This window comes from Streptomyces sp. SID12501, assembly GCF_010550245.1.
In the GTDB taxonomy this organism is placed as follows: domain Bacteria; phylum Actinomycetota; class Actinomycetes; order Streptomycetales; family Streptomycetaceae; genus Streptomyces.
On sequence record NZ_JAAGLU010000009.1, the window covers coordinates 228,613 to 249,281 of the forward strand.

19 protein-coding genes and 1 pseudogene are annotated in these 20,669 nt (G+C 71.5%); 13 read left to right on the forward strand and 7 right to left on the reverse strand.

The window, feature by feature from the left end; translation table 11 throughout:
• Positions 1–98: 98 nt before the first annotated feature.
• From G3I71_RS13285 to G3I71_RS13295, 3 genes are all read left to right on the forward strand, one after another.
• On the forward strand, positions 99–989 hold the full coding sequence (locus tag G3I71_RS13285; protein WP_164314258.1) for a squalene/phytoene synthase family protein: 891 nt from the start codon (positions 99–101) through the stop codon (positions 987–989).
• A 165-nt stretch (positions 990–1,154) separates the two neighbouring features.
• Positions 1,155–1,628, forward strand: coding sequence for a hypothetical protein (locus tag G3I71_RS13290; protein WP_164314260.1), 474 nt, complete (start codon positions 1,155–1,157; stop codon positions 1,626–1,628).
• The gene (locus G3I71_RS13295; RefSeq protein ID WP_164314033.1) at positions 1,625–3,757 is read left to right on the forward strand and encodes a hypothetical protein; all 2,133 of its coding nucleotides are present in this window, start codon (positions 1,625–1,627) and stop codon (positions 3,755–3,757) included. Before G3I71_RS13290 ends, G3I71_RS13295 begins: the two co-directional genes overlap by 4 nt.
• 22 nt (positions 3,758–3,779) lie before the next feature.
• Here G3I71_RS13295 and G3I71_RS13300 read toward each other — a convergent pair whose 3' ends face one another.
• Entirely contained in the window at positions 3,780–5,837 is a 2,058-nt protein-coding gene (locus tag G3I71_RS13300; protein WP_164314262.1) for a bifunctional glycosyltransferase 87/phosphatase PAP2 family protein, read from the reverse strand.
• 320 nt (positions 5,838–6,157) lie between these two features.
• On the opposite strand from G3I71_RS13300, the gene G3I71_RS13305 reads away from it, so the two are divergent.
• Complete coding sequence (locus G3I71_RS13305; RefSeq protein WP_164314264.1) at positions 6,158–7,039, forward strand: metallophosphoesterase; 882 nt, start codon at positions 6,158–6,160, stop codon at positions 7,037–7,039.
• An 85-nt stretch (positions 7,040–7,124) separates the two neighbouring features.
• Positions 7,125–7,796, forward strand: a complete 672-nt coding sequence (locus G3I71_RS13310; RefSeq protein ID WP_164314266.1) for an O-methyltransferase — start codon at positions 7,125–7,127, stop codon at positions 7,794–7,796.
• Between the two features lie 51 nt (positions 7,797–7,847).
• Here the strand turns inward: G3I71_RS13310 and G3I71_RS13315 are convergent, their stop codons facing one another.
• Complete coding sequence (locus G3I71_RS13315; protein ID WP_164314267.1) at positions 7,848–8,240, reverse strand: FHA domain-containing protein; 393 nt, start codon at positions 8,238–8,240, stop codon at positions 7,848–7,850.
• A 156-nt stretch (positions 8,241–8,396) separates the two neighbouring features.
• Here G3I71_RS13315 and G3I71_RS13320 point away from each other — a divergent pair, with 156 nt between their 5' ends.
• The gene (locus tag G3I71_RS13320) at positions 8,397–8,810 is read left to right on the forward strand and encodes a DUF1992 domain-containing protein (protein WP_164314269.1); all 414 of its coding nucleotides are present in this window, start codon (positions 8,397–8,399) and stop codon (positions 8,808–8,810) included.
• 37 nt (positions 8,811–8,847) lie between these two features.
• On the opposite strand, the gene G3I71_RS51090 is transcribed toward G3I71_RS13320, so the two are convergent.
• The gene (locus tag G3I71_RS51090) at positions 8,848–9,720 is read right to left on the reverse strand and encodes a hypothetical protein (RefSeq protein WP_239149127.1); all 873 of its coding nucleotides are present in this window, start codon (positions 9,718–9,720) and stop codon (positions 8,848–8,850) included.
• Between the two features lie 5 nt (positions 9,721–9,725).
• Positions 9,726–10,325, reverse strand: a complete 600-nt coding sequence (locus G3I71_RS13330; protein WP_239149128.1) for a hypothetical protein — start codon at positions 10,323–10,325, stop codon at positions 9,726–9,728.
• A gap of 175 nt (positions 10,326–10,500) precedes the next feature.
• On the opposite strand from G3I71_RS13330, the gene G3I71_RS13335 reads away from it, so the two are divergent.
• On the forward strand, positions 10,501–11,052 hold the full coding sequence (locus G3I71_RS13335; protein WP_203730093.1) for a GNAT family N-acetyltransferase: 552 nt from the start codon (positions 10,501–10,503) through the stop codon (positions 11,050–11,052).
• Here G3I71_RS13335 and G3I71_RS13340 read toward each other — a convergent pair.
• Complete coding sequence (locus G3I71_RS13340; protein ID WP_164314275.1) at positions 11,045–13,102, reverse strand: MDR family MFS transporter; 2,058 nt, start codon at positions 13,100–13,102, stop codon at positions 11,045–11,047. The genes G3I71_RS13335 and G3I71_RS13340 overlap by 8 nt on opposite strands.
• Positions 13,103–13,300: 198 nt before the next feature.
• Between G3I71_RS13340 and G3I71_RS13345 the strand changes: the two genes are divergently transcribed.
• On the forward strand, positions 13,301–14,275 hold the full coding sequence (locus G3I71_RS13345; RefSeq protein WP_164314277.1) for a peptidoglycan-binding protein: 975 nt from the start codon (positions 13,301–13,303) through the stop codon (positions 14,273–14,275).
• 96 nt (positions 14,276–14,371) lie between these two features.
• Here G3I71_RS13345 and G3I71_RS13350 read toward each other — a convergent pair whose 3' ends face one another.
• Both G3I71_RS13350 and G3I71_RS13355 read right to left on the reverse strand, forming a co-directional pair.
• On the reverse strand, positions 14,372–15,067 hold the full coding sequence (locus G3I71_RS13350; RefSeq protein WP_164314416.1) for an HAD family hydrolase: 696 nt from the start codon (positions 15,065–15,067) through the stop codon (positions 14,372–14,374).
• 176 nt (positions 15,068–15,243) lie between these two features.
• The gene (locus G3I71_RS13355) at positions 15,244–15,831 is read right to left on the reverse strand and encodes a TMEM165/GDT1 family protein (RefSeq protein ID WP_164314278.1); all 588 of its coding nucleotides are present in this window, start codon (positions 15,829–15,831) and stop codon (positions 15,244–15,246) included.
• 366 nt (positions 15,832–16,197) lie between these two features.
• On the opposite strand from G3I71_RS13355, the gene G3I71_RS13360 reads away from it, so the two are divergent.
• From G3I71_RS13360 to G3I71_RS13380, 5 genes and pseudogenes are all read left to right on the forward strand, one after another.
• Positions 16,198–16,842, forward strand: coding sequence for an HNH endonuclease family protein (locus G3I71_RS13360; protein ID WP_164314280.1), 645 nt, complete (start codon positions 16,198–16,200; stop codon positions 16,840–16,842).
• 124 nt (positions 16,843–16,966) lie between these two features.
• Complete coding sequence (locus G3I71_RS13365) at positions 16,967–18,649, forward strand: alkaline phosphatase D family protein (protein WP_164314282.1); 1,683 nt, start codon at positions 16,967–16,969, stop codon at positions 18,647–18,649.
• Between the two features lie 37 nt (positions 18,650–18,686).
• Positions 18,687–18,950, forward strand: a pseudogene (locus G3I71_RS51095) (FAD-binding protein); the annotation flags it as partial.
• A 109-nt stretch (positions 18,951–19,059) separates the two neighbouring features.
• On the forward strand, positions 19,060–19,500 hold the full coding sequence (locus G3I71_RS13375; protein ID WP_164314284.1) for a DoxX family protein: 441 nt from the start codon (positions 19,060–19,062) through the stop codon (positions 19,498–19,500).
• Between the two features lie 233 nt (positions 19,501–19,733).
• Entirely contained in the window at positions 19,734–20,360 is a 627-nt protein-coding gene (locus G3I71_RS13380) for a VTT domain-containing protein (RefSeq protein ID WP_164314285.1), read from the forward strand.
• Positions 20,361–20,669: the final 309 nt, after the last annotated feature.

Here is a 20,669-nt window from a genome sequence, read left to right on the forward strand (position 1 = left end):
CTCCGCCCACCGCCGGTCGTAGACTGCGAAGGCAAACGCAACTACGACGGTGAGGCGTGCCGGTGCGATCCTGGCAACGTTGTCTGGACGCGGCGGGAGTGACCAGCGGCAGTGACCGCGCCGCCTACCTGAAGGCAAAGCAGTTCATGCTGAGCCGGGAACCCGCCGGCCATGTGGCCGTACGGCTGCTGATGCCCGCCCGTCTCCAGCCTCACATCCTGGCCGGATACGCGTTCGCGTCGTTCACGGACGACCTGTGCGACCGGGGCACGGTGGCGGAGCGGACGCACCGCTACGAGGGCTGGGCCGAGCAGGTGCGCACAGCACTGGACACCGGAACCGCCCGGCACCCCCTGCTGCGGGCCTTCCTGCACACCGCCGAGGCACGTGAACTGCCGCGCTCCTGGGTGGACTCGTATCTCCTCGGGGCCGAAATCGACCTGGACTTCGGCGGGTTCACCATCGAGGACGACTACCAGGCCTACATCGACAAGCTCACCTGGCCGTTCCTCATGATCACCTCGGGGCTGTCGATGCCGGGCGGCGGCAGCAGTGCCTACGCGGACAGCTGCCGGCTGCTCGCCGACGCCTGCCAGCGCACCGACTTCCTCACCGACCTGGCCGAGGACCTGCGCGACGGACGCCTCTACCTCCCCACCGACGACCTGGAAAAACACGGTGTCGTACGGGCCGACCTGGAGCGCGGCCGGGACCTCCCCGGCGTCCGTTCCCTGCTCTCCGCCACGGCGGCGACGGCCCACGCCACGCTCCACGAGGCCACCCGGATCGTCGCCGAACTCCCGGCGGAACAGCGCACGTTGACCCGCTTCGTGATCCTCCTGCACGACCACCGCCTGCGCCGGGCAGCCGCCATGGGCGCCGCGGTCACCCGCCGCCCCGTCCGCGACAACCCGGTCGCCTGTCTGCGCCTGCTGGCCCGCTCACACCGCCCGGACCTCAGCCTGCCCGCGCTACGCGCCGGTTCCTAGTACAGCCACCGCCCACCAGCCACCGCCCACCGAACGCCGACTCCGGGCAGCCGCGCCGACCGAACCGCAGGACATCGCGAAGGGGTCCGCCGGCGGACGGGTGGTTCGGGTGCCGGGCGGGAAATAAGGTCTCGTCATCGACTTGAGGCGAGGGAGCGACCGGGGATGCTGGCAGAGGCGATGATCGCGGCTGCCGCCGCGGCGGGCACGACGGTTGTACAGAGCGCGAGTTCGGACCTTTGGACCGCGTTCCGGGACCGGTGCGCCCGGCTCGTCGGCCGCGGTGATCCCGCGCGGGAGAACGACGCGCTTGAGCGGCTCGACCAGACCGCCGCCGTACTGGACGCCGCCGGCGATGACGAGGCCGGGCGGGTCCGGGAGCTTCAAGTCGGCCTCTGGCAGGGGCGGTTCGAGTCGCTGCTGGAGAGCCTGGAGCAGCCCGAACGCGAACGCTTCGCCGCCGAACTCCGCGCGCTGGCCGAGGAGTCGACGGCGAAGCAGGCAGGCCGGGGCGTGCTGTCCGGCAACACCTTCCGCGGCCCCACGGCGGTCCAGGTCGGCGACCACAACCACCAGGACGTCCACTTCGGACCCACCGGACCCACCGGACCCACCAGATCTGTCGGACCCACCGGATGACCGACACCGGCCCGGACGGACCGACCGAAATACCCGACAAGCCGGACAGCCCAATGGAGTTGAGGGAATCAGGGGAGTTGAAGGGCAACACCTTCCACGGCCCCACCGCCCTCCAGGTCGGCACCGGCAACACCATGAACGTCCGCTACGACGTCACCGCGCCGTCCCCCCTCGACGCGGCGGCCGACGAACTGGCCACCGTCGTACGCCGCCAGTGGGAGCGGGAGGCCGGACTCCGCCGGCTCCTGGACCCCGCCCCGCTGCCCGTCCGCTGGCAGCTGAGCGACCGCAGGATGACCGGCCGGGTCACCGGCGCCACCGCCGAGGGCGCCCGCGCCCGCTTCGCCCCGCTGCCGGGGCTCGTCCCCGCCACCCGCGACGGGCTGCGCCGGGGCGGCGGTCCGGGCGAACTGCACGCCGCCTACGGCGGGTTGGCCTCCGGGCGGCTCCTCCTCGTCGGCCCGCCCGCGGCCGGCAAGACGGCCGCCGCCGTGCTCCTGCTCCTCGACGCGCTCCGGTACCGCGCGAACACCGCCTCGGCCGACCTACGCCGTCTCGTCCCCGTGCCGGTGATGCTGTCGCTGCACGGCTGGGACCCGGCCGCCGAGAGCCCGGCCGACTGGGCGGCGGGCCGACTGTCCCGCGAGTACACCCTGTTCCGAGGCCGGAACGGCCGCGCCCGCGCGCTCGAACTGCTGGAGTCCGGCCGCATCGCGCTGTTCCTGGACACCCTGGACGAGGTCGGCGGCAAGCTGCGTACGGCCATGATGAGCGCGCTGGAGTCCGCCGACTTCCGCCTCGTGCTCGTGTCCCGCTCGAAGGAAGCCGTTCTCGCCTCCAGGCGGGCCCGGCTGAGCGGTGCCGTGGCGCTGGAGATCCTCCCCGTGCGCCCCGCCGACGCCGCCGCGTATCTCCTCGGCCCGCTCCCCGAACCGCCCCCGCCCGCGTGGGAGTTACTCGCCCGCACGCTCCTGGACGCACCCGACAGCGCCGTCGCCGGAGCCCTCTCCGGCCCTCTCGCCGTCGGCCTCCTCCGGGACGTCTACGGCGACGCCGACCCGGTCGACGAACTCCTCGACCCCGTCCGCTTCCCCACCCCGCGTGCCGTCGAGGACCATCTCCTCGACCACGCCGTCACCGCCGCGTACACCGCCCGGCCGGGACGGCCGCGCCCCCGGCACTCCCCCGAGGCTGCCGACCGGGCACTGCGTCACCTGGCGGTCCGCCTCACCGAGCAGGGCACGCGCGACCTGCTCTGGTGGCACATCCCCAGCTGGGCGGACCGCCGGCCCCGGGCGGTCGCCGTCGGAGCCGTCGTCGGTCTGCTGTACGGCGTGAGCTGCTTCCTCCTGGTCTGGCGGCTCTCCGGTCCCGTGTGGGCGGGCGTGCTGGGGCCCGGTTCCGCGATCGGTGCCGGGTACGCGGCCGGGCGGCTCAGCCTCCGCAGCGGCGACCCGCAGCCGTTGCCGAGCGCCGGATGGCGGGACATCTTCAGCCGGTCGGCCGTCCGGACGGGCGTGGTCCAGTGGCTGCTGACGGCGGTCGGCGTCTGGCTGATCTTCGGGACCGGGCTGCTGACGGACGCCGATCTCCCCGCCTGGCTCTGCTTCGTCTCCACGACTCCGGCCGGCTTCGGCACGACCCTGGTCTACGGCCGAGGCTACGAACTCGTCGCCGGAACCTTCATCGGCAACGGCTCGGGGCGCTGGTTCGACGGGGTCAGGGAGGAGCACTCCAACCCGCCCGTGGCGGACAGCCGGTCCATCGGTCCCCGGGACGTATGGCTGCACCACATCAGGCTGCGGCTCTTCCTCGGTCTCCTCGTCGGCCTCGCGGTCGCCCTGCTCATCGTGCCCGCCGCGACCTGGCAGCACGGTTTCTGGACCGGCGCCCCGCTCGGCCTCGGCGCCGGCCTGTGGGCCGGCCTCACGGCAGGTCCGGTGACCAACCTGGGAGTCGCCACGGCCATGACCGCCGTACAGCTCTCCGCCGCCGAGGGCACCCCCGTACGCCTGATGTCCTTCCTGGAGGACGCCCGCCGCCGCAACCTGCTGCGGGCGACGGGCCCGGTGTACCAGTTCCGCCACGCCAGGCTCCAGGAACGACTGGCCCGGCCGCGCTCCCGGTGACCATGCCGAGGCCGGCGGCCGGTCAGGTGCGGCTTTTCGCCGCCCAGGCCGGCCGCGGCCGGCCATCGTCATCGTCCGCCGCTGCCGCCACGACCGTACGGGCACGCGGCCCCATGAACACGTACGACAGTCCGAACCCGGCGAGGACCACCGCCGCCCCGCCCGCCGCGTCCAGCACCCAGTGGTTGCCGGTCGCGACGATCGCGGAGACGGTGAAGAACGGATGCAGCATCCCCAGCGCCTTCATCCACCACTTCGGGGCGACGATCGCGATGACGAGCCCGCACCACAGGGACCACCCGAAGTGCAGCGAGGGCATCGCCGCGTACTGGTTGGTCAGGGCCGTGAGCGTGCCGTAGTCCGGCTTGGAGAAGTCCTGGACGCCGTGCACGGTGTCGATGATGCCGAGGCCCGGCATCAGACGCGGCGGGGCCAGCGGGTAGAGCCAGAAGCCGACGAGGGCGAGCAGGGTGGCGAAGCCGAGGGAGGCGCGGGCCCAGCGGTAGTCGACCGGGCGGCGCCAGTAGAGGACGCCGAGAACGGTCAGGGGCACGAAGAAGTGGAACGACGTGTAGTAGAAGTCGAAGAAGTCCCGCATCCAGCCGATCTTCACGACCGTGTGGTTGACCCAGTGCTCGATGTCGATGTGCAGGAACTTCTCGATGTCGTGGATCTGGTGGCCGTGCGCCTCGGCGGTGGTCCGGCCACCCGTGGTCGTCCCGCCGGTCGCGGCCAGCCGGACCTTCTGGTAGGCGGCGTACGTGACCCGGATCAGCAGCAGTTCGAGGAGCAGGTTCGGGCGGGTGAGCACCCGGCGCAGGAAGGGGAGGAGAGGGACCCGGCCGAAGCGGGCGGGGACCGGCGCCGCGAAGTCCGTCGGTACCGGTGAGCGGTAGTGCTCGGAGGTCCGGGACAGGAACGGTACGACGGTGGCGGCGGCGATCGCGGCGAGCAGCACGATGTTGTCGCGGACCGGGTAGAGGGCGCCCATGTTCGGGATGACCATCTTGGCGGGCAGCGTCATCACGATGATGACGGCGACCGGCCACATGTAGCGGTCGGAGGCACGCTTGCCGACCCGGCCGACGACCGCGAGCAGCACCCACAGCAGCTGGTGCTGCCAGGTCGTGGGCGACACGGCGACGGCGGCGCAGCCGGTGATCGCGACCGCCAGCAGCAGCTGGCCGTCCTGGGCGTAGCGCACCGCCCGGCGCAGGCCGAGGGCGGCGACGCCCGCGCCGAGCACCAGGAACAGGGTGATCTCGACGGGCCCCTCGAAGCCCAGCCGCAGCAGGGCGCCGTGCAGGGACTGGTTGGCGAGGTCGTCGGCGGCGACGGCGAGCCCGACCCCGCCCATGTGGTGGACCCAGTAGGTGTACGAGTCGTCCGCCATCGCGACCCACGCGAGCGCGGTGCAGGCGGCGAAGGTGATCCCGGCGGAGACGGCGGCCCGGCGGCGGCCGGTGAACCAGAGCAGCGGCGCGAACAGCAGCACGGTGGGCTGGAGGGCCGCGGCGAGGCCGATCAGGACGCCGGCGGCCCGTTCCTCGCGTGCGACGAAGCAGCCGAGCAGGACCAGCAGGACGGGGATGATGCTGGTCTGGCCGAGGTAGAGGGTGTTGCGTACGGGCAGCGACAGCATCAGCAGGCTGATCGCGACGGGCGCGGCGAGCAGCGAGGTGCGGCGGCTCACGGGCGCGGGCAGGGCGCGGGCGGCGACCACGCCGAGCGCGACGACCAGCAGCAGCGTGCCGAAGGTCCAGCCCCAGCCGAGGGCCTGCTCGGCGGCCCGGGTGAGCGGTTTGAGGACGAGTCCGCCGAAGGGCGTGCCGGTGAACTGCGTCGAGTCGTAGAGCGAGCCCTTCACATGCAGGACGCCGTCGGGCCCGACCCAGGTCTCCAGGTCGATCAGCCGGTCCGCCTTCGGGGTGCCGAGGACGACGGCCACCTGTCTGACCGCGAGGACGGCGACGACGAGCCAGAGCGCCACACGGGCCAGCCTCAGCCGCGCCTGCGCCGTCCCGGCGGCGCCCACTCCGTAGGCACCTCCTGCTCCACCACCGTGCTCTGCGTTCGCCACGCCTCGCAGGCCTCCTGCCTGATCTGCCCTGTACGCACCATGGGCACTATTTGTCCGACACGTATCATCCTGTACGAATCCCCCGAGGATCGCACCGCCCCTGATGTGGGACGCGAGCAACCCCCGCTTCACCTGAGGGACCCCGGCCATTCGCCCGGCCATTCGTGCGGTCGACCATAGTCGGCCCGAGGTACGGTCCCGTCCCCAGGCCGCGACGCGGACCGCACAGAAGCGGGAAACCGGCCGCTTTCAGGCCGGATCGGACAATGTCCGCCCGAAGGCGGCCATGGCCGGTCGGGGCCCGGAGTACCGTCGCCGGAATGCGGATACTCCATCTCTCCGACACCCACATCAACCACGCCGGCGCACCCAACCGCCACGGCGTCGACACCACCGGGTCACTGCGCGGGATGCTCGCCGCCGTCCGGCATCTCACGGGCCTGGGAGCCGTCGTCGTCAGCGGGGACCTCGCGGACAGCGGGGCGCCCGAGGAGTACGCGATCGTACGGGACCTCGTGGGCGCGTTCGCCCGGGAGCGGGGCATCCCGGTGTTCTGCACCACCGGCAACCACGACGAGCGCGGCGCCTTCGCGAAGGCACTGGGCAGCGGCCACCTGGACCCGGCGGGCGAAGACCGAGCCGAGTCCCGGTTCACTTCCGCTGAAGGTGAGTTGGCGGCATCGAGCATGGTCGACGGACATCGGATCGTCACGCTCGACTCGCTCGTCCCGGGCAAGGTGTACGGATATCTCGGCGCCGACCAACTGGACTGGCTGCGCGAGCTGTTGCACACCCCGGCGCCGCACGGCACAACGGTCGTGCTGCACCATCCGCCGGTCACCCTCGACAACGCGCTCCAGCGGGCACTGGGGCTGGGCAACCCGGCGGACCTGGCCGACGCGGTCCGCGGCAGCGACGTACGGCTCATCCTGTGCGGCCACTTCCACCTCCAGATCATGGGGTATCTGGAGTCGGTGCCGGTGTGGGTGACGCCGGGAGTGTTCAACCGGATCGACCTGACCGGCCCGGCGGGCACGGAACGGGCGGTGCGCGGGGCCTCGGCCACGCTCGTCGACCTGGGCTCGCCGCACGGCCCGCTGTTCCACACGCTGCACTCCCCCGATCCCCGGGCAGGCGAGACGGTCTACGAGATCGACGCGGCGCGGATCACCGACGTCGTCGCCCGTGAGGGCTACAAATAGCCGCGCCACAACCCGCGGGGCCGCGAAAGACTCGGCACGCGCTTCGCACCTCACATCCCGGTCACGAACGGAAGGTACGGCTCACATGAGCGAGTCCCAGCGCTGGGAAGACGTCGACGACTACTTCACCGGCCTCCTGGCCCCGGCCGACGAGGCCCTGGAGGCGGCCCTGCGCGACAGCGACGCGGAGGGACTGCCGCACATCAACGTCGCCCCGAACCAGGGCAAGCTGCTCCAGCTCCTCGCCCAGATCCAGGGCGCCCGCCGCATCCTGGAGATCGGCACGCTCGGCGGCTACAGCACCATCTGGCTGGCCCGCGCGCTCCCGGCCGACGGCCGGCTGATCACCCTGGAGTACGACGCGAAGCACGCCGACGTCGCCCGCCGCAACCTCGCCCGGGCCGGCCTCGACGGCATCACCGAGGTGCGGACGGGCCCCGCCCTGGAGACGCTGCCCAAGCTGGCCGACGAGAACCCCGGTCCGTTCGACCTGGTCTTCATCGACGCCGACAAGGCCAACAACCCGCACTACGTGGAGTGGGCCCTGCGGCTGACCACCACGGGCAGCCTGATCATCGTCGACAACGTGGTGCGCGGCGGCGCGGTGACCGACGCGGACTCCACCGACCCGAGCATCCGGGGCACCCGCGCCGCCCTCCGCCTCATCGCCGAGCACCCGAGGCTGAGCGGCACGGCGGTGCAGACGGTCGGCAGCAAGGGGTACGACGGCTTCGCGCTGGCGAGGGTCGTGGCATAGCGGCCGGAGTTCCTCCCCGGGGCCCCTCCCCCGGGCCTCCGCCCTCGGACCTCAACCCTCGTGGTAGAAGCCCACGTTGACGCTGCGCGGCCCGGTGCGGTCCTGGACGATGATCTCGCCGGAGCCGCCCCGGGGCAGCGGCACGCTTCCTCCGTACGGCACGGTCTGGGCGTACTCGCCGACCACCAGCCGGACTTCGGAGGACGGGTCGGGCTGGGAGCCCTGCAGCCAGGAGAGGTGCCAGGTGCTGTCGGGGCCGCACAGGAACTCCAGGTGGACCCGTGAGACGAACAGCCAGTCGTCGGGGGTCACGAGACGGCACACCGCCTTGTCCCGGCCCACCCGCATGATGGCCCCCGGTTCGCTGGGCGCCTCGGCCATGAGCATGCCGGCCGTGGCGCCGGCGTCCGTCCCGGAGACGGTGGCCATGGTGAGTTCGAGCACGTGCGCTCCTTCTGAACAGTCACCGAGGGTGACCCGACCGGTCCTCGCGGAACAGTCGTTGCTGAACAGTCCCTGTACGGCAGCCATGTTGCCGTACGACGCCGCATGATAAATCGTCCGATCGTCGGGTTGGGCGAAGTCCGGCACAATGGACAGATGACCGAACGGAAGCCACCCGGTGTGAGTTTCGAGTCCTGGGTCGACCGGCAGATCCGCGAGGCGGAGGCGCGCGGGGAGTTCGCCGGGCTGCCCGGTGCGGGCAAGCCGCTGTCCGACGGTCCTGACACGTCGTACGACGAACTGTGGTGGATCAAGCAGAAGATGGCCCGCGAGGGGCTGTCGGTCCTGCCGCCGACGCTGGCCCTGCGCAAGGAGGCGGAGGACGCGCTGGCGGCGGCGCGCAGGGCCCCCTCCGAGGGGGCGGTCCGCCGGATCGTGACGGAGATCAACGTCAAGATCCGCGACATGATGTTCAAGCCGCCGCCCGGCCCCCCGCTGGGTCTCAAGCCGTACGACATCGACGAGGTCGTACGGGAGTGGCGGGAGGCGCGGGCGGATCAGGCGGAGTAGCCGGGTGGTGCACAGGCCTCAGCGGTGTGCCGGGGCCTCAGCTGCGCAGCAGCCGGTCCGCCAGTTCGCGGTAGTCCCGCAGGGCGAGACGGAGCCGCTCGGTTTCGCCGCCGGTGTCGTTGGCACCGGCGGACTGCAGGGTCGCGCGCACGGTGCGGCGGCTGCGCGCCACCGCCTCCGTGAAGCGCTCGGTGATCTCCTCCAGTACGCGGTCGGCCTCCTCGACGGACTCCTGGGGGCCGTCCACGAACCCGGTGACGGCGTGCTGGAGCCGTAGCGTGAGCTTGTCCCGCTCGTCCTGCGCGAGCAGGGCGACCCCGTGCGACGACTGCCCCTCGTGGGAACGGGTGGGGGCGGGAGCGGAGCCGGGCGGCCGGACGGCGGCACCGTCGACCGGGTTCCTGCTGTCGGACCTCTCGGCGACCGACCGTTCACCGGCCGGCTTCCTGACGTCGGACCGTTCGGTGGCCGACCTCTCGGTGGCCGACCGATCGCCGGTCTGCCTGTCGCCGGACAGCCCCTCGCGGCCCGCCCTCTCGCCGGTCAGCCTGCCACCGTTCGACTTCTCGGCGGCGGACCGCTCGCCGGTCAGCCTTTCGCCGGTCGCACTCGTGGTGCCCGACTTCCCGGCAGCCGACCTGTCGCCGGGCATGCCTTCACCGGTCAGCCCCTCGCCGGCCGCGCTCGTGGTGCCCGACCTCTCGGCGGCCGACCGTTCACCGACCTGCCTCTCGGCGCCCGCCCTCTCGCCGACGGCCCTCTCGGTGCCGGACCTGTCGGCGCCCGACCTGTCGCCGGTCGCCTTCTCGCCGGTCGCCCGCTCGGCGGCCGACCTCTCCGCGGCCAACTTCTCCGGATCCAGCCTCGTGGTGTCCGGCTTCGTCGTGTCCCGGTTGCTGTTGTCCGTCATGTCCGTCAACTTCCCTTCAGCTGAAGCTTGTTGAGTCGCGACTTCGACTTCTGCCGGGGCCGCTCCCCTTCGTCGACCAGGTCGTCGAAGAAGGCGCGGGCCTCGATCATCGCCGTGCGCATCTCCTCCGTGTCGGCCCGTTCCTCGTGGGCCGCGCTGTGCACGCGCCGGTAGCCGTGCACATGCTCGGCGTGGTGCACCGAGAGCGCGGCGAACTGCTCCTCGTACTCGCCGCCGACGGGGAAGCCACGGGCACCGGCCAGCTCACTGAGGAGCAGGTCGGCATCGGCGACCGCCTGGTGCGGCGACTCGACGAACTGTTCCTGGGCGGCCGCCCAGCGGGCCGTGAACCGTTCGCGCTCGGCGGGCTCCAGCGGCTGTTCCCGCAGCTCACCATGGCGTTGGAGGCGCTCGGCGAGCTCGTGGTCGGCTGCCTTGGTGTCGCCGTCGTGACGGGCGAGGACCCGGTCGTACTCGGGTCCGAAGTGCCGTTTCAGGTTGCGTGGGCCGTGCGCTCCGGCGGCCCGCCGGTTCAGGGCGACCGCGCCTGTGACGACGGCCGCGACAATGAGCAGGATCAGAACGATGAGCACTCCTGTGGACATGAACGCCTTCCGGGTTTCTCGACCGACTTGTCGACCGACCCGACCGACGGTCCGAACAGGGCGGTCACAGTCCCGAGTTGCCCGGAAGTCGCTCCCCAAACAGGCTGGTGCGGGACTCGCAGGTCACGCATATTCGGTTGCGCACCCGCCGGGGCCGCTCCGGAGAATGCCGGTCATGACCTGGACCATCACCCCGGAACCCTTCGACTCCCCTGTCGCCGCCGCACTCTGGCGGGCGTACTACACGGAGGTCAGCGACCGCTGGTACCTCCTGCACCAGGGCCGGCGTACGGACCCCGGTGAGCTGGAACGCGGGGTCACGGCCGAATCCGGTGCCGAACTGGCCCCGCCGGACGGACAGTTGCTCGTCGCCCGGTACGACGGCGAGCCGGCCGGCAGCGCGGGCGTACGACTCCTGGACGCCACGACCGGTGAGCTGAAGCGGGTCTTCCTGCGCGAGGGGATGCGGGGCAGGGGCGGCGCCGCGCTCCTCGTGGCCGCGGCGGAGGGGGCGGCACGGGCCCTCGGCGCCCGGCACCTGGTCCTCGACACCCGCTCCGACCTGGCCGAGGCACGCGCCCTGTACGCACGCCTGGGCTACTCGGAGACCGCGCCCTACAACGACAACCCGTACGCCGAACACTGGTTCCGCAAGAGTCTGGACGACGACCAGGAGAGGGACGGTCAGGAGCGAGACGATCAGGAGAGGCCGGACCGCGTCAACTGAACCTGTCCGCCGAGCCGTTGTACGGCTGTTCCGCGTCCGAGCCGCACAGCTCCTCGTTCAGCAGTTTCACCAGCTGGACCAGGTCGGTGGGCCGGTCCGGGCCCCACCAGTCGCCCAGCAGCTCGGCCAGGGACTCCTCACGGGCCTGTGCCAGCCGTTCGGCGGCCTCACGGCCCTCGTCGGTGAGGATCATGTCGAGGCCCTCGCGTACGACGAGCCGCCGTTCCTCGACCTGTCGGGCGGCCTTGATGATCACGGCCGGCGGTACGAGGCTCCGCTCGGCCAGCACCGCGGGCTCCGCCCACCCGTACCGCCGGATGCGCAGCAGCAGCCAGCTCGCCGCCGGGTACAGGTCGAGGCCGGCCCGTGCGGTGATCGTCCGGTAGATCTCGCGGCGCCCCTCGCGGGTGCCGAGCACGGACAGCGCGCGGCACACCTCGTCGTACGACGACCGCTGGACCGGGTTGCTGGCCAGGGTCTCCGTGACGTCGGGCGCGGTCACCGAGCCGCGCAGCCGGTCCTCGCGCAGGAACCAGGCGAGGACGAAGCCGAGAACGGCGACGGGAGCGGCGTACAGGAAGACGTCGGTGATGGCGGACGCGTAGGCGTGCAGCGCGGGCGGGCGGAGGGCCTCGGGGAGGGCGGCGATGCCGCGCGGGTCGGACTCCAGCGCGTCCGCCGAGACCCCGGCGGGCAGTTGTACGCCCCGGAAGGCGTCCGTGAGCTTGTCGCCGAGGCGGCCGGCGAAGACCGTACCGAAGACTGCCACGCCGAAGGAGGCGCCGATGGAGCGGAAGAAGGTGGCGCCGGAGGTGGCGACGCCCAGATCCTCGTACGAGACCGCGTTCTGCACGATCAGCACCAGGACCTGCATGACCAGGCCGAGGCCCACGCCGAAGACGAGGAAGTAGGCGCTCATCTCGCCGGTGGAGCTGTGCTCGTCGAGCCGGTGGAGCAGGAGGAGGCCGAGGGCGGTGACGCCGGTGCCCGCGACGGGGAACACCTTCCAGCGGCCCGTGCGGCTGACGATCTGGCCGGAGGCGGTGGAGGCGAGGAGCAGGCCGAACACCATGGGCAGCATGTGCACGCCCGACATGGTCGGCGAGACGCCATGGACGACCTGGAGGAACGTCGGCAGATAGGTCATCGCGCCGAACATGGCGAAGCCGACGATGAAACTGATGACGGCGGTGAGGGTGAAGGTGCGCAGCCTGAACAGCTTGAGCGGGAGGACGGGTTCGGCCGCCCGCCGCTCGGCGAGGACGAAGGCGACAGCGAGTACGACGCCGAGTACCGCGAGGCCCACGATCCGTGCCGAGCCCCAGCCCCAGGAGGCGCCGAGGGAGGTCACGAGGATCAGGCAGGTGGCGACGGAGGCGATGAGCAGGGTGCCCAGGTAGTCGATGACGTGCCGTGCGGACCGGCGCGGGATGCGCAGGACGGTCGCGATCACGGCGAGGGCGACGGCGCCGACGGGGAGGTTGACGTAGAACACCCAGCGCCAGCTGAGGTGTTCGGTGAAGAGCCCGCCGAGCAGTGGCCCGAGCACACTGGTCGCGCCGAAGACGGCACCGAACAGGCCCTGGTAGCGGCCCCGTTCACGCGGCGGGACCAGATCGCCCACGATCGCCATCGACAGCACCATCAGCCCGCCGCCGCCGAGCCCCTGCAACGCCCGGAATCCGATCAGCTGGGGCATGTTCTGCGCCATTCCGCACAGCGCGGAGCCGATCAGGAAGATCACGATCGCGGCCTGGAACAGGCGCTTGCGGCCGTACTGGTCGCCGAGTTTGCCCCAGAGGGGAGTCGCGGCCGTCGACGCGAGCAGATAGGCGGTGACCACCCACGACAGGTGATCCATTCCGCCGAGATCACTGACGATGGTCGGCAGCGCGGTCGACACGATGGTCTGGTCGAGGGCGGCGAGCAGCATGCCGAGCAGCAGGGCACCGATGGAGACGAGGACGTTCCCGGGCACGTGTTCGGGCCCAGGAGCCGCCGGTCGCCCGTCAGCGACATCTCCCGTCCTGCCGTGCGCTTCCCCGGCCATGAAGTCCTCCTGTGAAGTCCCCCTGTGACTCTTGTGACACCCCCATCGTGGTCGGTGTGACCGGTTATGGCCTGTCGAATCCTCACGAGATTCGATGGAAGCCCGGATTCCGGGTGCTTCCGGGAGAAGGTGTGAAGAGGCTTTGGATAACCTCTGAGATTCGTACGGGGGTTCGTACGCGAAAGGAACCGACGCGCAGTGAACGATCCGAAGGGGCACGTGTGTCCGGAGTGCGGCGCGCCCAGGGGAGCCGACAACACGCCCTCCTGCGCCTGCGCCGAACGCGCCGCCGACGCCCACCTCGAAGCACGCACGGCGGAGGCCGCGGCGGCGGAGGACTTCGACCCCCTGCGCATACGCCCGTACGTGGAACTGACTCCGGACAATCACGCGTCGCCGGAACATCCGGTCCCTGACCAGGCAGCGGCCGAGACCACGATGCCGATACCGGCGGTCCAGGTACCCGGCTGGGGGGCCGACGAGGCCGCGACCACCGCGATACCGGCCGTACGGCACCCCTCGGACAACCCCGCCCGCCCGGCCGATGACGAGCTGCCGAGCGTTTCGGGCCGCCGCCCGCGGGTCCTGCTCCTCGGTGCCGCCGGAGCGGTCGTCGTCCTACTGGCGGCGGGCGGACTCGCGGGCGGGATGTTCACGTACGACAAGCCGGACCGGAACAACACGGCCGCCCAGGAGGTCCGGGAGAGTGTGCCGGCGGCGACGACCAGCGCGGCGTCCCCGACTCCGTCCGGCAGTCCTACGCCGTCGGCGTCGACGTCACCCACCCCCACCCCCATCCCGTCCCGCAGCGCGATCCGGACCCTCTCGCCCACGCGGACGGCCCCCTCCGCGACCCCGTCCAGGTCGGCCACCCCGACCCAGGCACCGGCGACCGCCCAGGCCACCGGCACGATCACCTCGGCTCCCGGCGGCGACGAAAAGGAGACCGCCCCCGTCCTGCGACCCGGCGACCACGGCGCCGAGGTTCTCGAACTCCAGCTGCGGCTGCAGCAGTTGGCCATCTACCTCAACGACACCGACGGCGTCTACGACGACAACGTCGAGACCGCGGTGACCAAGTACCAGACGACGCGGGGCATCGCCGCGGAGGAACCGGGCGTGTACGACCGGACAACGCGGGAGCGGTTGGAGTCGGAGACGACGGAACCGTAGGGCCGCGCAGGCTTGGGGGGCGCCCGGCGTTCGCGTGAACGTCACTGGGGGCTGCCGCCCCCAGACCCCCACTTCGGCCCTGAAGGGGCCTCGTCCTCAGTCGCCGGACGGGCCGGAAACGCCGCCCGCCCCGAAACTCAGCCGCAACTCCCCACCCTCCACACGTTCGACCCGCACCCCCACCAGATCCGGCACCAGCACATCCGGCCGGTGGTAATGGGCCCGCGGTCCAACCCCCACCACGCGCATCCCCGCCGCACGCCCCGCCGAGATCCCGGCCCCGGAGTCCTCGAAGACGACACAGTCGGCGGGGTCGACCCCCAACTCGGCAGCGCCCTTCAGGAACCCCTCGGGATCCGGCTTGCTCGCGCCGACGGACTCCGCGGTGACGCGAACGTCGGGCAGCCCCAGCCCCGCCGCACCCATCCGCGCGGTCGACAGCGCGACGTCGGCGGAGGTCACCAGCGCGTGCGGAAGCCCCTGCAGGGACGCCAGGAACTCGAAGGCACCCGGTATCGCGACGACACCGTCCAGGTCGGCCGTCTCCTCCGCGAGCAACCGCGCGTTGTCGGCGTGGTTCTGCTCCATCGGCCGGCCAGGCAGCAGCACCGCCATGGAGGCGTACCCCTGCCGTCCATGCACCACTTTCATGACCTCGTCGCCGTCCAGCCCGTGCCGGTCCGCCCAGCGTCGCCAGACGCGCTCGACGACGGCATCCGAGTTGACAAGGGTGCCGTCCATGTCGAGGAGAAGGGCGCGGGCGGTGAGCACGGTGGTGGCCGTCATCGGCAGGCTCCAAGGAACAGGTACAGGGCCAAGGCGGCCCCGCCCGCCGGTCAGGGAAAACGGGCGGGAGCCACTTTGTTCCTACACGGTACAAAAGAAACCGTGCCTCCCGCTACCGCCTTGACCGATCGTTCACCGCCCGGCCACTTCCAGGGCGGCCCCGCACGCCACCCACCTGCCGCCTACCCGGTCACCGCCTCCCAGAGACTCCACGCCCCGAGCCCCAGCATCAGCACCGCCGCGACCCTGGTGATCAGCTCCAGCGGCACCCGCTTCATCAGCGCCCGGCCCCCCACGATCCCCAGCCCCGCAACCGCCCACAGCGCGAGCACCGCGCCGAGGCCGACCGAGAGCGGATCGTCGTAGCGGGCGGCGAGGTTGGCCGTCATGATCTGCGTGAGATCGCCGAACTCGGCGACCAGGACGATCATGAAACCGGCCCCGGACACCTTCCAGAAGGACTGGTCCTCGGGCCGCCGCACCTCCCCGTCGGCATCGGCCGCCCCCTTCTGCAGCAGCAGCACGGCGGCCCCGCCCAGGAAGAGCACACCGGTCAGCGCGTGGAGGAGCTGCTGCGGCAGCAGCGTGAGGACGCTGCCCGCCGCGACGGCCAGCGCGACATGGACGGCGAAGGCGGCGGCGACGCCCGCGAAGACGTACGAGGCGCGATAACGGGTGCCGAGGACGAGCCCGGCGAGGGCGGTCTTGTCCGGGAGTTCGGCCAGGAAGACGACGCCGAAGACGAGCGCCGTGACACTGAAGCTGATCAAGGTTCCTCAATCGGTCGGGGCTGCCCCACCGAGAGTGCGATGACTTCACGCCTACCGCGCTGCGACACCTCGGCACGGCAGCACACGTAACACGCATGTGCTGCTCTGCCGAAGGTCTCGCCGGCCGGTCCGCACAGCCTGTGCGGAACCTGCCTCCGGGCGCCGGCCCAGACGAGCTGAGCGGTATGTCGACGGTCCGGCGAAGAGCTACTCCCCTTCTGCACCGTCCACGATAACCGACCCCGAAGGGTTGTTATGTCATGCCCACGTCACTAACTTCTTACCAACCGCACATCTCACGGCAATCAAGCGACGCGACGATTCACTCGCTCGCGCTCAACACCCCCATCCCCCGAGGGAGTTCGCATGCCGAAGTTCTACGCGCGTCGACGGCTCAGCATACTCGCGGCGCTCACCGGACTCATAGCCTCGGTCGGACTTTTCAACGGTCCGACCGCCTCCGCCGCTCTCCCCACCCCGGTCAGCGCCGCCACCGCCCGCACCTACCTCGCCTCGCTCACCGTGGCGACCGAGGACCGTACCGGCTACGACCGCGACCTGTTCCCGCACTGGATCACCATCTCCGGCACCTGTAACACCCGAGAGACGGTCCTGAAGCGGGACGGTACGAACGTCGTCACCAGCTCCGCCTGCGCCGCCACCAGCGGCAGCTGGTACTCCGTCTACGAGGGCGCCACCTGGACCGCCGCCTCCGACCTCGACATCGACCACCTCGTCCCGCTCGCCGAGGCCTGGGACTCGGGCGCCAGCGGCTGGACCACCGCCCAGCGCCAGGCGTTCGCCAACGACCTCACCCGGCCCCAGCTCATCGCCGTCACGGACAACGTGAACCAGTCGAAGAGCGACCAGGACCCGGCCGAGTGGATGCCCCCGCTCACCTCGTACGCCTGCACGTACGTCCGCGCCTGGGTCCAGGTGAAGTACTACTACGACCTCTCGATCGACTCCGCCGAGAAGACCAAGCTGAGCTCGGTCCTCAGCGGCTGCTGATTAACTGCACCATGCACAGAACCTCCCCGCCCTCCGATGTCGTTCCGTACCGTACGGGGCGACGTCGGAGGGCGAGCCGAAGAGGCTCGCCCCACCATGGAAATGGAAAGGGTCGGGAGATCACGTGGCGAAACTTCGCCTGGGACCGCTGCTGAGGTACGCCGACAGTTCGTCCGCGACCGTCTGGGTCGAGGCGAGCCGTCCCTGCACCGCCGAGGCGCGCTGCGCGGACGGTGCCGGCGGTGGGACCCGCACCTTCCAGGTCGCGGGGCACCACTACGCTCTGATCCCGGTGACCGGCCTCACCCCGGGCACGACGACTCCGTACGAGGTACTGCTGGACGGCGTCCGCGTGTGGCCGCTGCCCGACTCGTCCTTCCCGCCCTCCGTCATCCGCACCCCCGAGGAGGACGCGGGCGAGGGAACGGGCGAAGGAGCGAGTGAAGGAGGGGGCGACGCCTTCCGGGTCGCCTTCGGGTCCTGCCGCTGGGCGGCGCCGGCCGCCGACGAAAAGGACCCGGTGGGCGCGGACGCCCTGGACACCCTGGCGGCGCGTATCGCGGCCGACCCCACGGCCGAACGCCCGGACGTCCTCGTCCTGTTGGGCGACCAGGTGTACGCCGACGAGGTGTCCGACGCGACCCGCGACTGGCTGGCCGGACGCCGCGACCTGTCCGAACCGCCGGGCGCCGAGGTCGCGGACTACGAGGAGTACACCCACCTCTACTACGAGTCCTGGCTCGACCCCGAGGTCCGCTGGCTCCTCTCCACCGTCCCCAGCTGCATGATCTTCGACGACCACGACGTCATCGACGACTGGAACACCAGCGCCGCCTGGCTGGCCGACATGCGGGAGACCCCCTGGTGGCGGGAGCGGCTGCTGAGCGGCCTGATGTCGTACTGGGTGCACCAGCACCTGGGCAACCTCGCCCCGGCCGAGCTCGCCGCCGACCCGCTGTACGCGGCCGTACGCGAGAGTGCCGACGGTACGGACGCCGTGCGCGCCTTCGCCTCCCGGGCGGACGCCGACCCGGCCTCGGTCCGCTGGAGCTACCGGCGTGACTTCGGCCGTATACGTCTACTGATGGTGGACAGCAGGGCGGCCCGGGTCCTCGACGAGGACCAGCGCGCGATGCTGGACCCGGGCGAGGAGGCCTGGGTGCGGGAACAGGCGCTGGCCGACCCCGGCAGTTACGACCACCTCCTCATCGGCACCTCGCTCCCCTGGCTGCTGCCGCACCTCGTGCACGACGCCGAGGCGTGGGACGAGGCCCTGTGCCGGGGCGAACGGGGCGCGCGCTGGGCCCGGTTCGGGGAGAAGCTTCGCCGCGGGGCCGACCTCGAACACTGGGCGGCCTTCTCCACCTCGTTCACCGCCCTGGCCGACCTGATCGCGGAGGCCGGCTCGGGCCCCGGCGCGCCGGCGACGGTGCTGGTCCTGTCGGGGGACGTCCACCACGCGTACGCGGCCGAGCCCACCTGGCCGGAGGCCGACCGCCCGGACGCCCGCGTCTTCCAGCTGACCTGCTCCCCCGTCCACAACGCCATCCCCCGCTACATCAAGGTCGGCTTCCGCCTGGGCTGGAGCGGCCTGGGCCGCGCCCTGGGGCGCAGCCTCGCCCGGCACGGCCGGGTCCCGCGGCCACCGGTCACCTGGCGCAAGACGGACGGCGGCCCCTGGTTCGGCAACATGCTGATGACCCTGACCCTGCACGGCCGTTCGGCCCGGCTGCGACTGGAGCGGACCCAGGGTCAGAAGAACGGCGCCCGGCTGGAGACCGTCATGGAGTCGAAGCTGAGCGGGTGAGGCATCCCACACCGGCGGCGAGCCTCGTCGGTGCTTCCTGATGACTCGTCAAGGACGGTCACAAGCAAGGAGGTTGGCGTTCGGTGTGCCCACGGAGGGCGTGCACTGGGTGACGGCCGCCGGGGCCCGCCCTGGCGTGGATTCGGTCACGCTTTCGGACGCGGATGCGGTCGCACGGGCGGTGCTGCGGATGCCCCCAACAGCCGCTCCACGTGCGGAAATCGGCGAACCGGAACGGCAGGCGGAGGCCCATCGGGAGGCAGAGCAGTGGCCAAATGTTGAACTTGCAAGCGTCGATTAGGCGCCCCTACGGTGGATTACCCGCTCGGTTCCGCCCCCCGGACCGCTCCGTCCGCAGTTCTCGAAAGATTTCGAACGGAACGGTCCCGACCGAAGGAGACATCCCCCACATGTCCGCTCGCCTCAACAACGCTCAGCCCTACGCCATCGGCCTCTTCAGGATCGTGGTCGGCCTGCTCTTCGCCTGCCACGGCGCCCGTTCGCTCTTCGGCGTCCTCGGCGGCGAGGAGACCGTCGCGGCCGGCACCTGGCCCGGCTGGTACGCGGCAGTCATCGAGCTGGTCGGCGGCACCCTGGTCCTGCTGGGCCTCGGTACCCGCGCCGCCTCGTTCATCGCCTCGGGTGCGATGGCGTACGCGTACTTCGACGTCCACCAGCCGAGCGCCCTCATGCCGATCCAGAACCAGGGCGAACTGGCCGCCGCCTTCTGCTGGGCGTTCTTCCTGCTCGTCTTCACCGGCTCCGGCGCCTTCGGCCTCGACCGGTTCCTCGCGAAGCGCTCGTCGGGCGCGACGAAGGGGTCGCGGGAGAAGACCCCGGTAGCCGCCTGATCCGGCCGATCCAGCTGATCCATCGCTCGTTCGTACGCCGGTGCCCATCCTCGAATCCCGTGGATGGGCACCGGCGTACGTCAGGGTGAACATCGTGTGCCGAACACATGCGCCCCAGTGGATCTCCTGTCAGACCCCCCGCGTACGCTGTATGGCTGTCACACGCCGCCCGCCGCTCCCCCGCGAGGTAGCGGCACGGATCGGGCCGACGGGGGAGTTTCGGGGAGTCTGCGGTGCTTGAGAGTGTGGGGTCCCTGACCGGGACCCCGTGGATCTACGCCCTGGTGGGTGTGTCCGTCCTGTTCGACGTCCTGGTGCCGGTACTGCCGAGCGGCGTCCTGGTCATCACGGCCGCCACGGCAGCCGCCGCCGGTTCGGGCGCGGCCACCGGGCAGGTACCGCAGCAGGTCCCCGACATCCTCGCGCTCACCCTGTGCGCGGCCACGGCATCGGTCCTCGGCGACCTGGTGGCGTACCGGCTGGCCTGGCACGGCGGGGCCCGTCTGGACCGCGCGATCGCCCGCTCCCGGCGCCTGACCAGTGCGCAGGAACGTCTCGGCCAGGCCCTCGCGCACAGCGGCGGCATCCTGGTCGTCGTCGCCCGCTTCGCCCCGGCCGGCCGCTCGGTCGTCTCCCTCGGCGCGGGCGCCGCCCACCGCCGGGTCGGCGAGTTCCTCCCCTGGTCCATCGTGGCCGGCCTCGCCTGGGCCGCGTACAGCGTCGCCCTCGGCTACTTCGGCGGCCAGTGGCTGGGCGCGACCTGGCTGGCAACGGGCGTATCCGTGGCCGCCCTCTTCGGAGCGGGCGCGGGCGCGGCCTTCCTGATGCGCCGACCCAGGGTGACGGGCGCACCCGGATAGGCGGTGCCGTCCGCACGGGCACCTATTGACGGGCGCCGCGGAGACGCGCCCCTATGGGGGCGCGGGGCTGTGTCATTTTGCGGCTCCGCCGCGGGGCGCGACAAGCCACGACGGCGCCGCACCCGCCACCACGCGGGACCCCCGCGAGCCCATAGGCACCCTCACTCCCCAATCCCCGCCTGAAATCACCCGGTTGGGAAAACCCTTTCTGTCCCACCCGTTGACTTAACCCTCCCGTCGCTCTAATTTCAGCCCGCCCCCTCGTTCGGTTCGCCGATCGTGGTTCGAAATATCGACCAACTCTCCGGG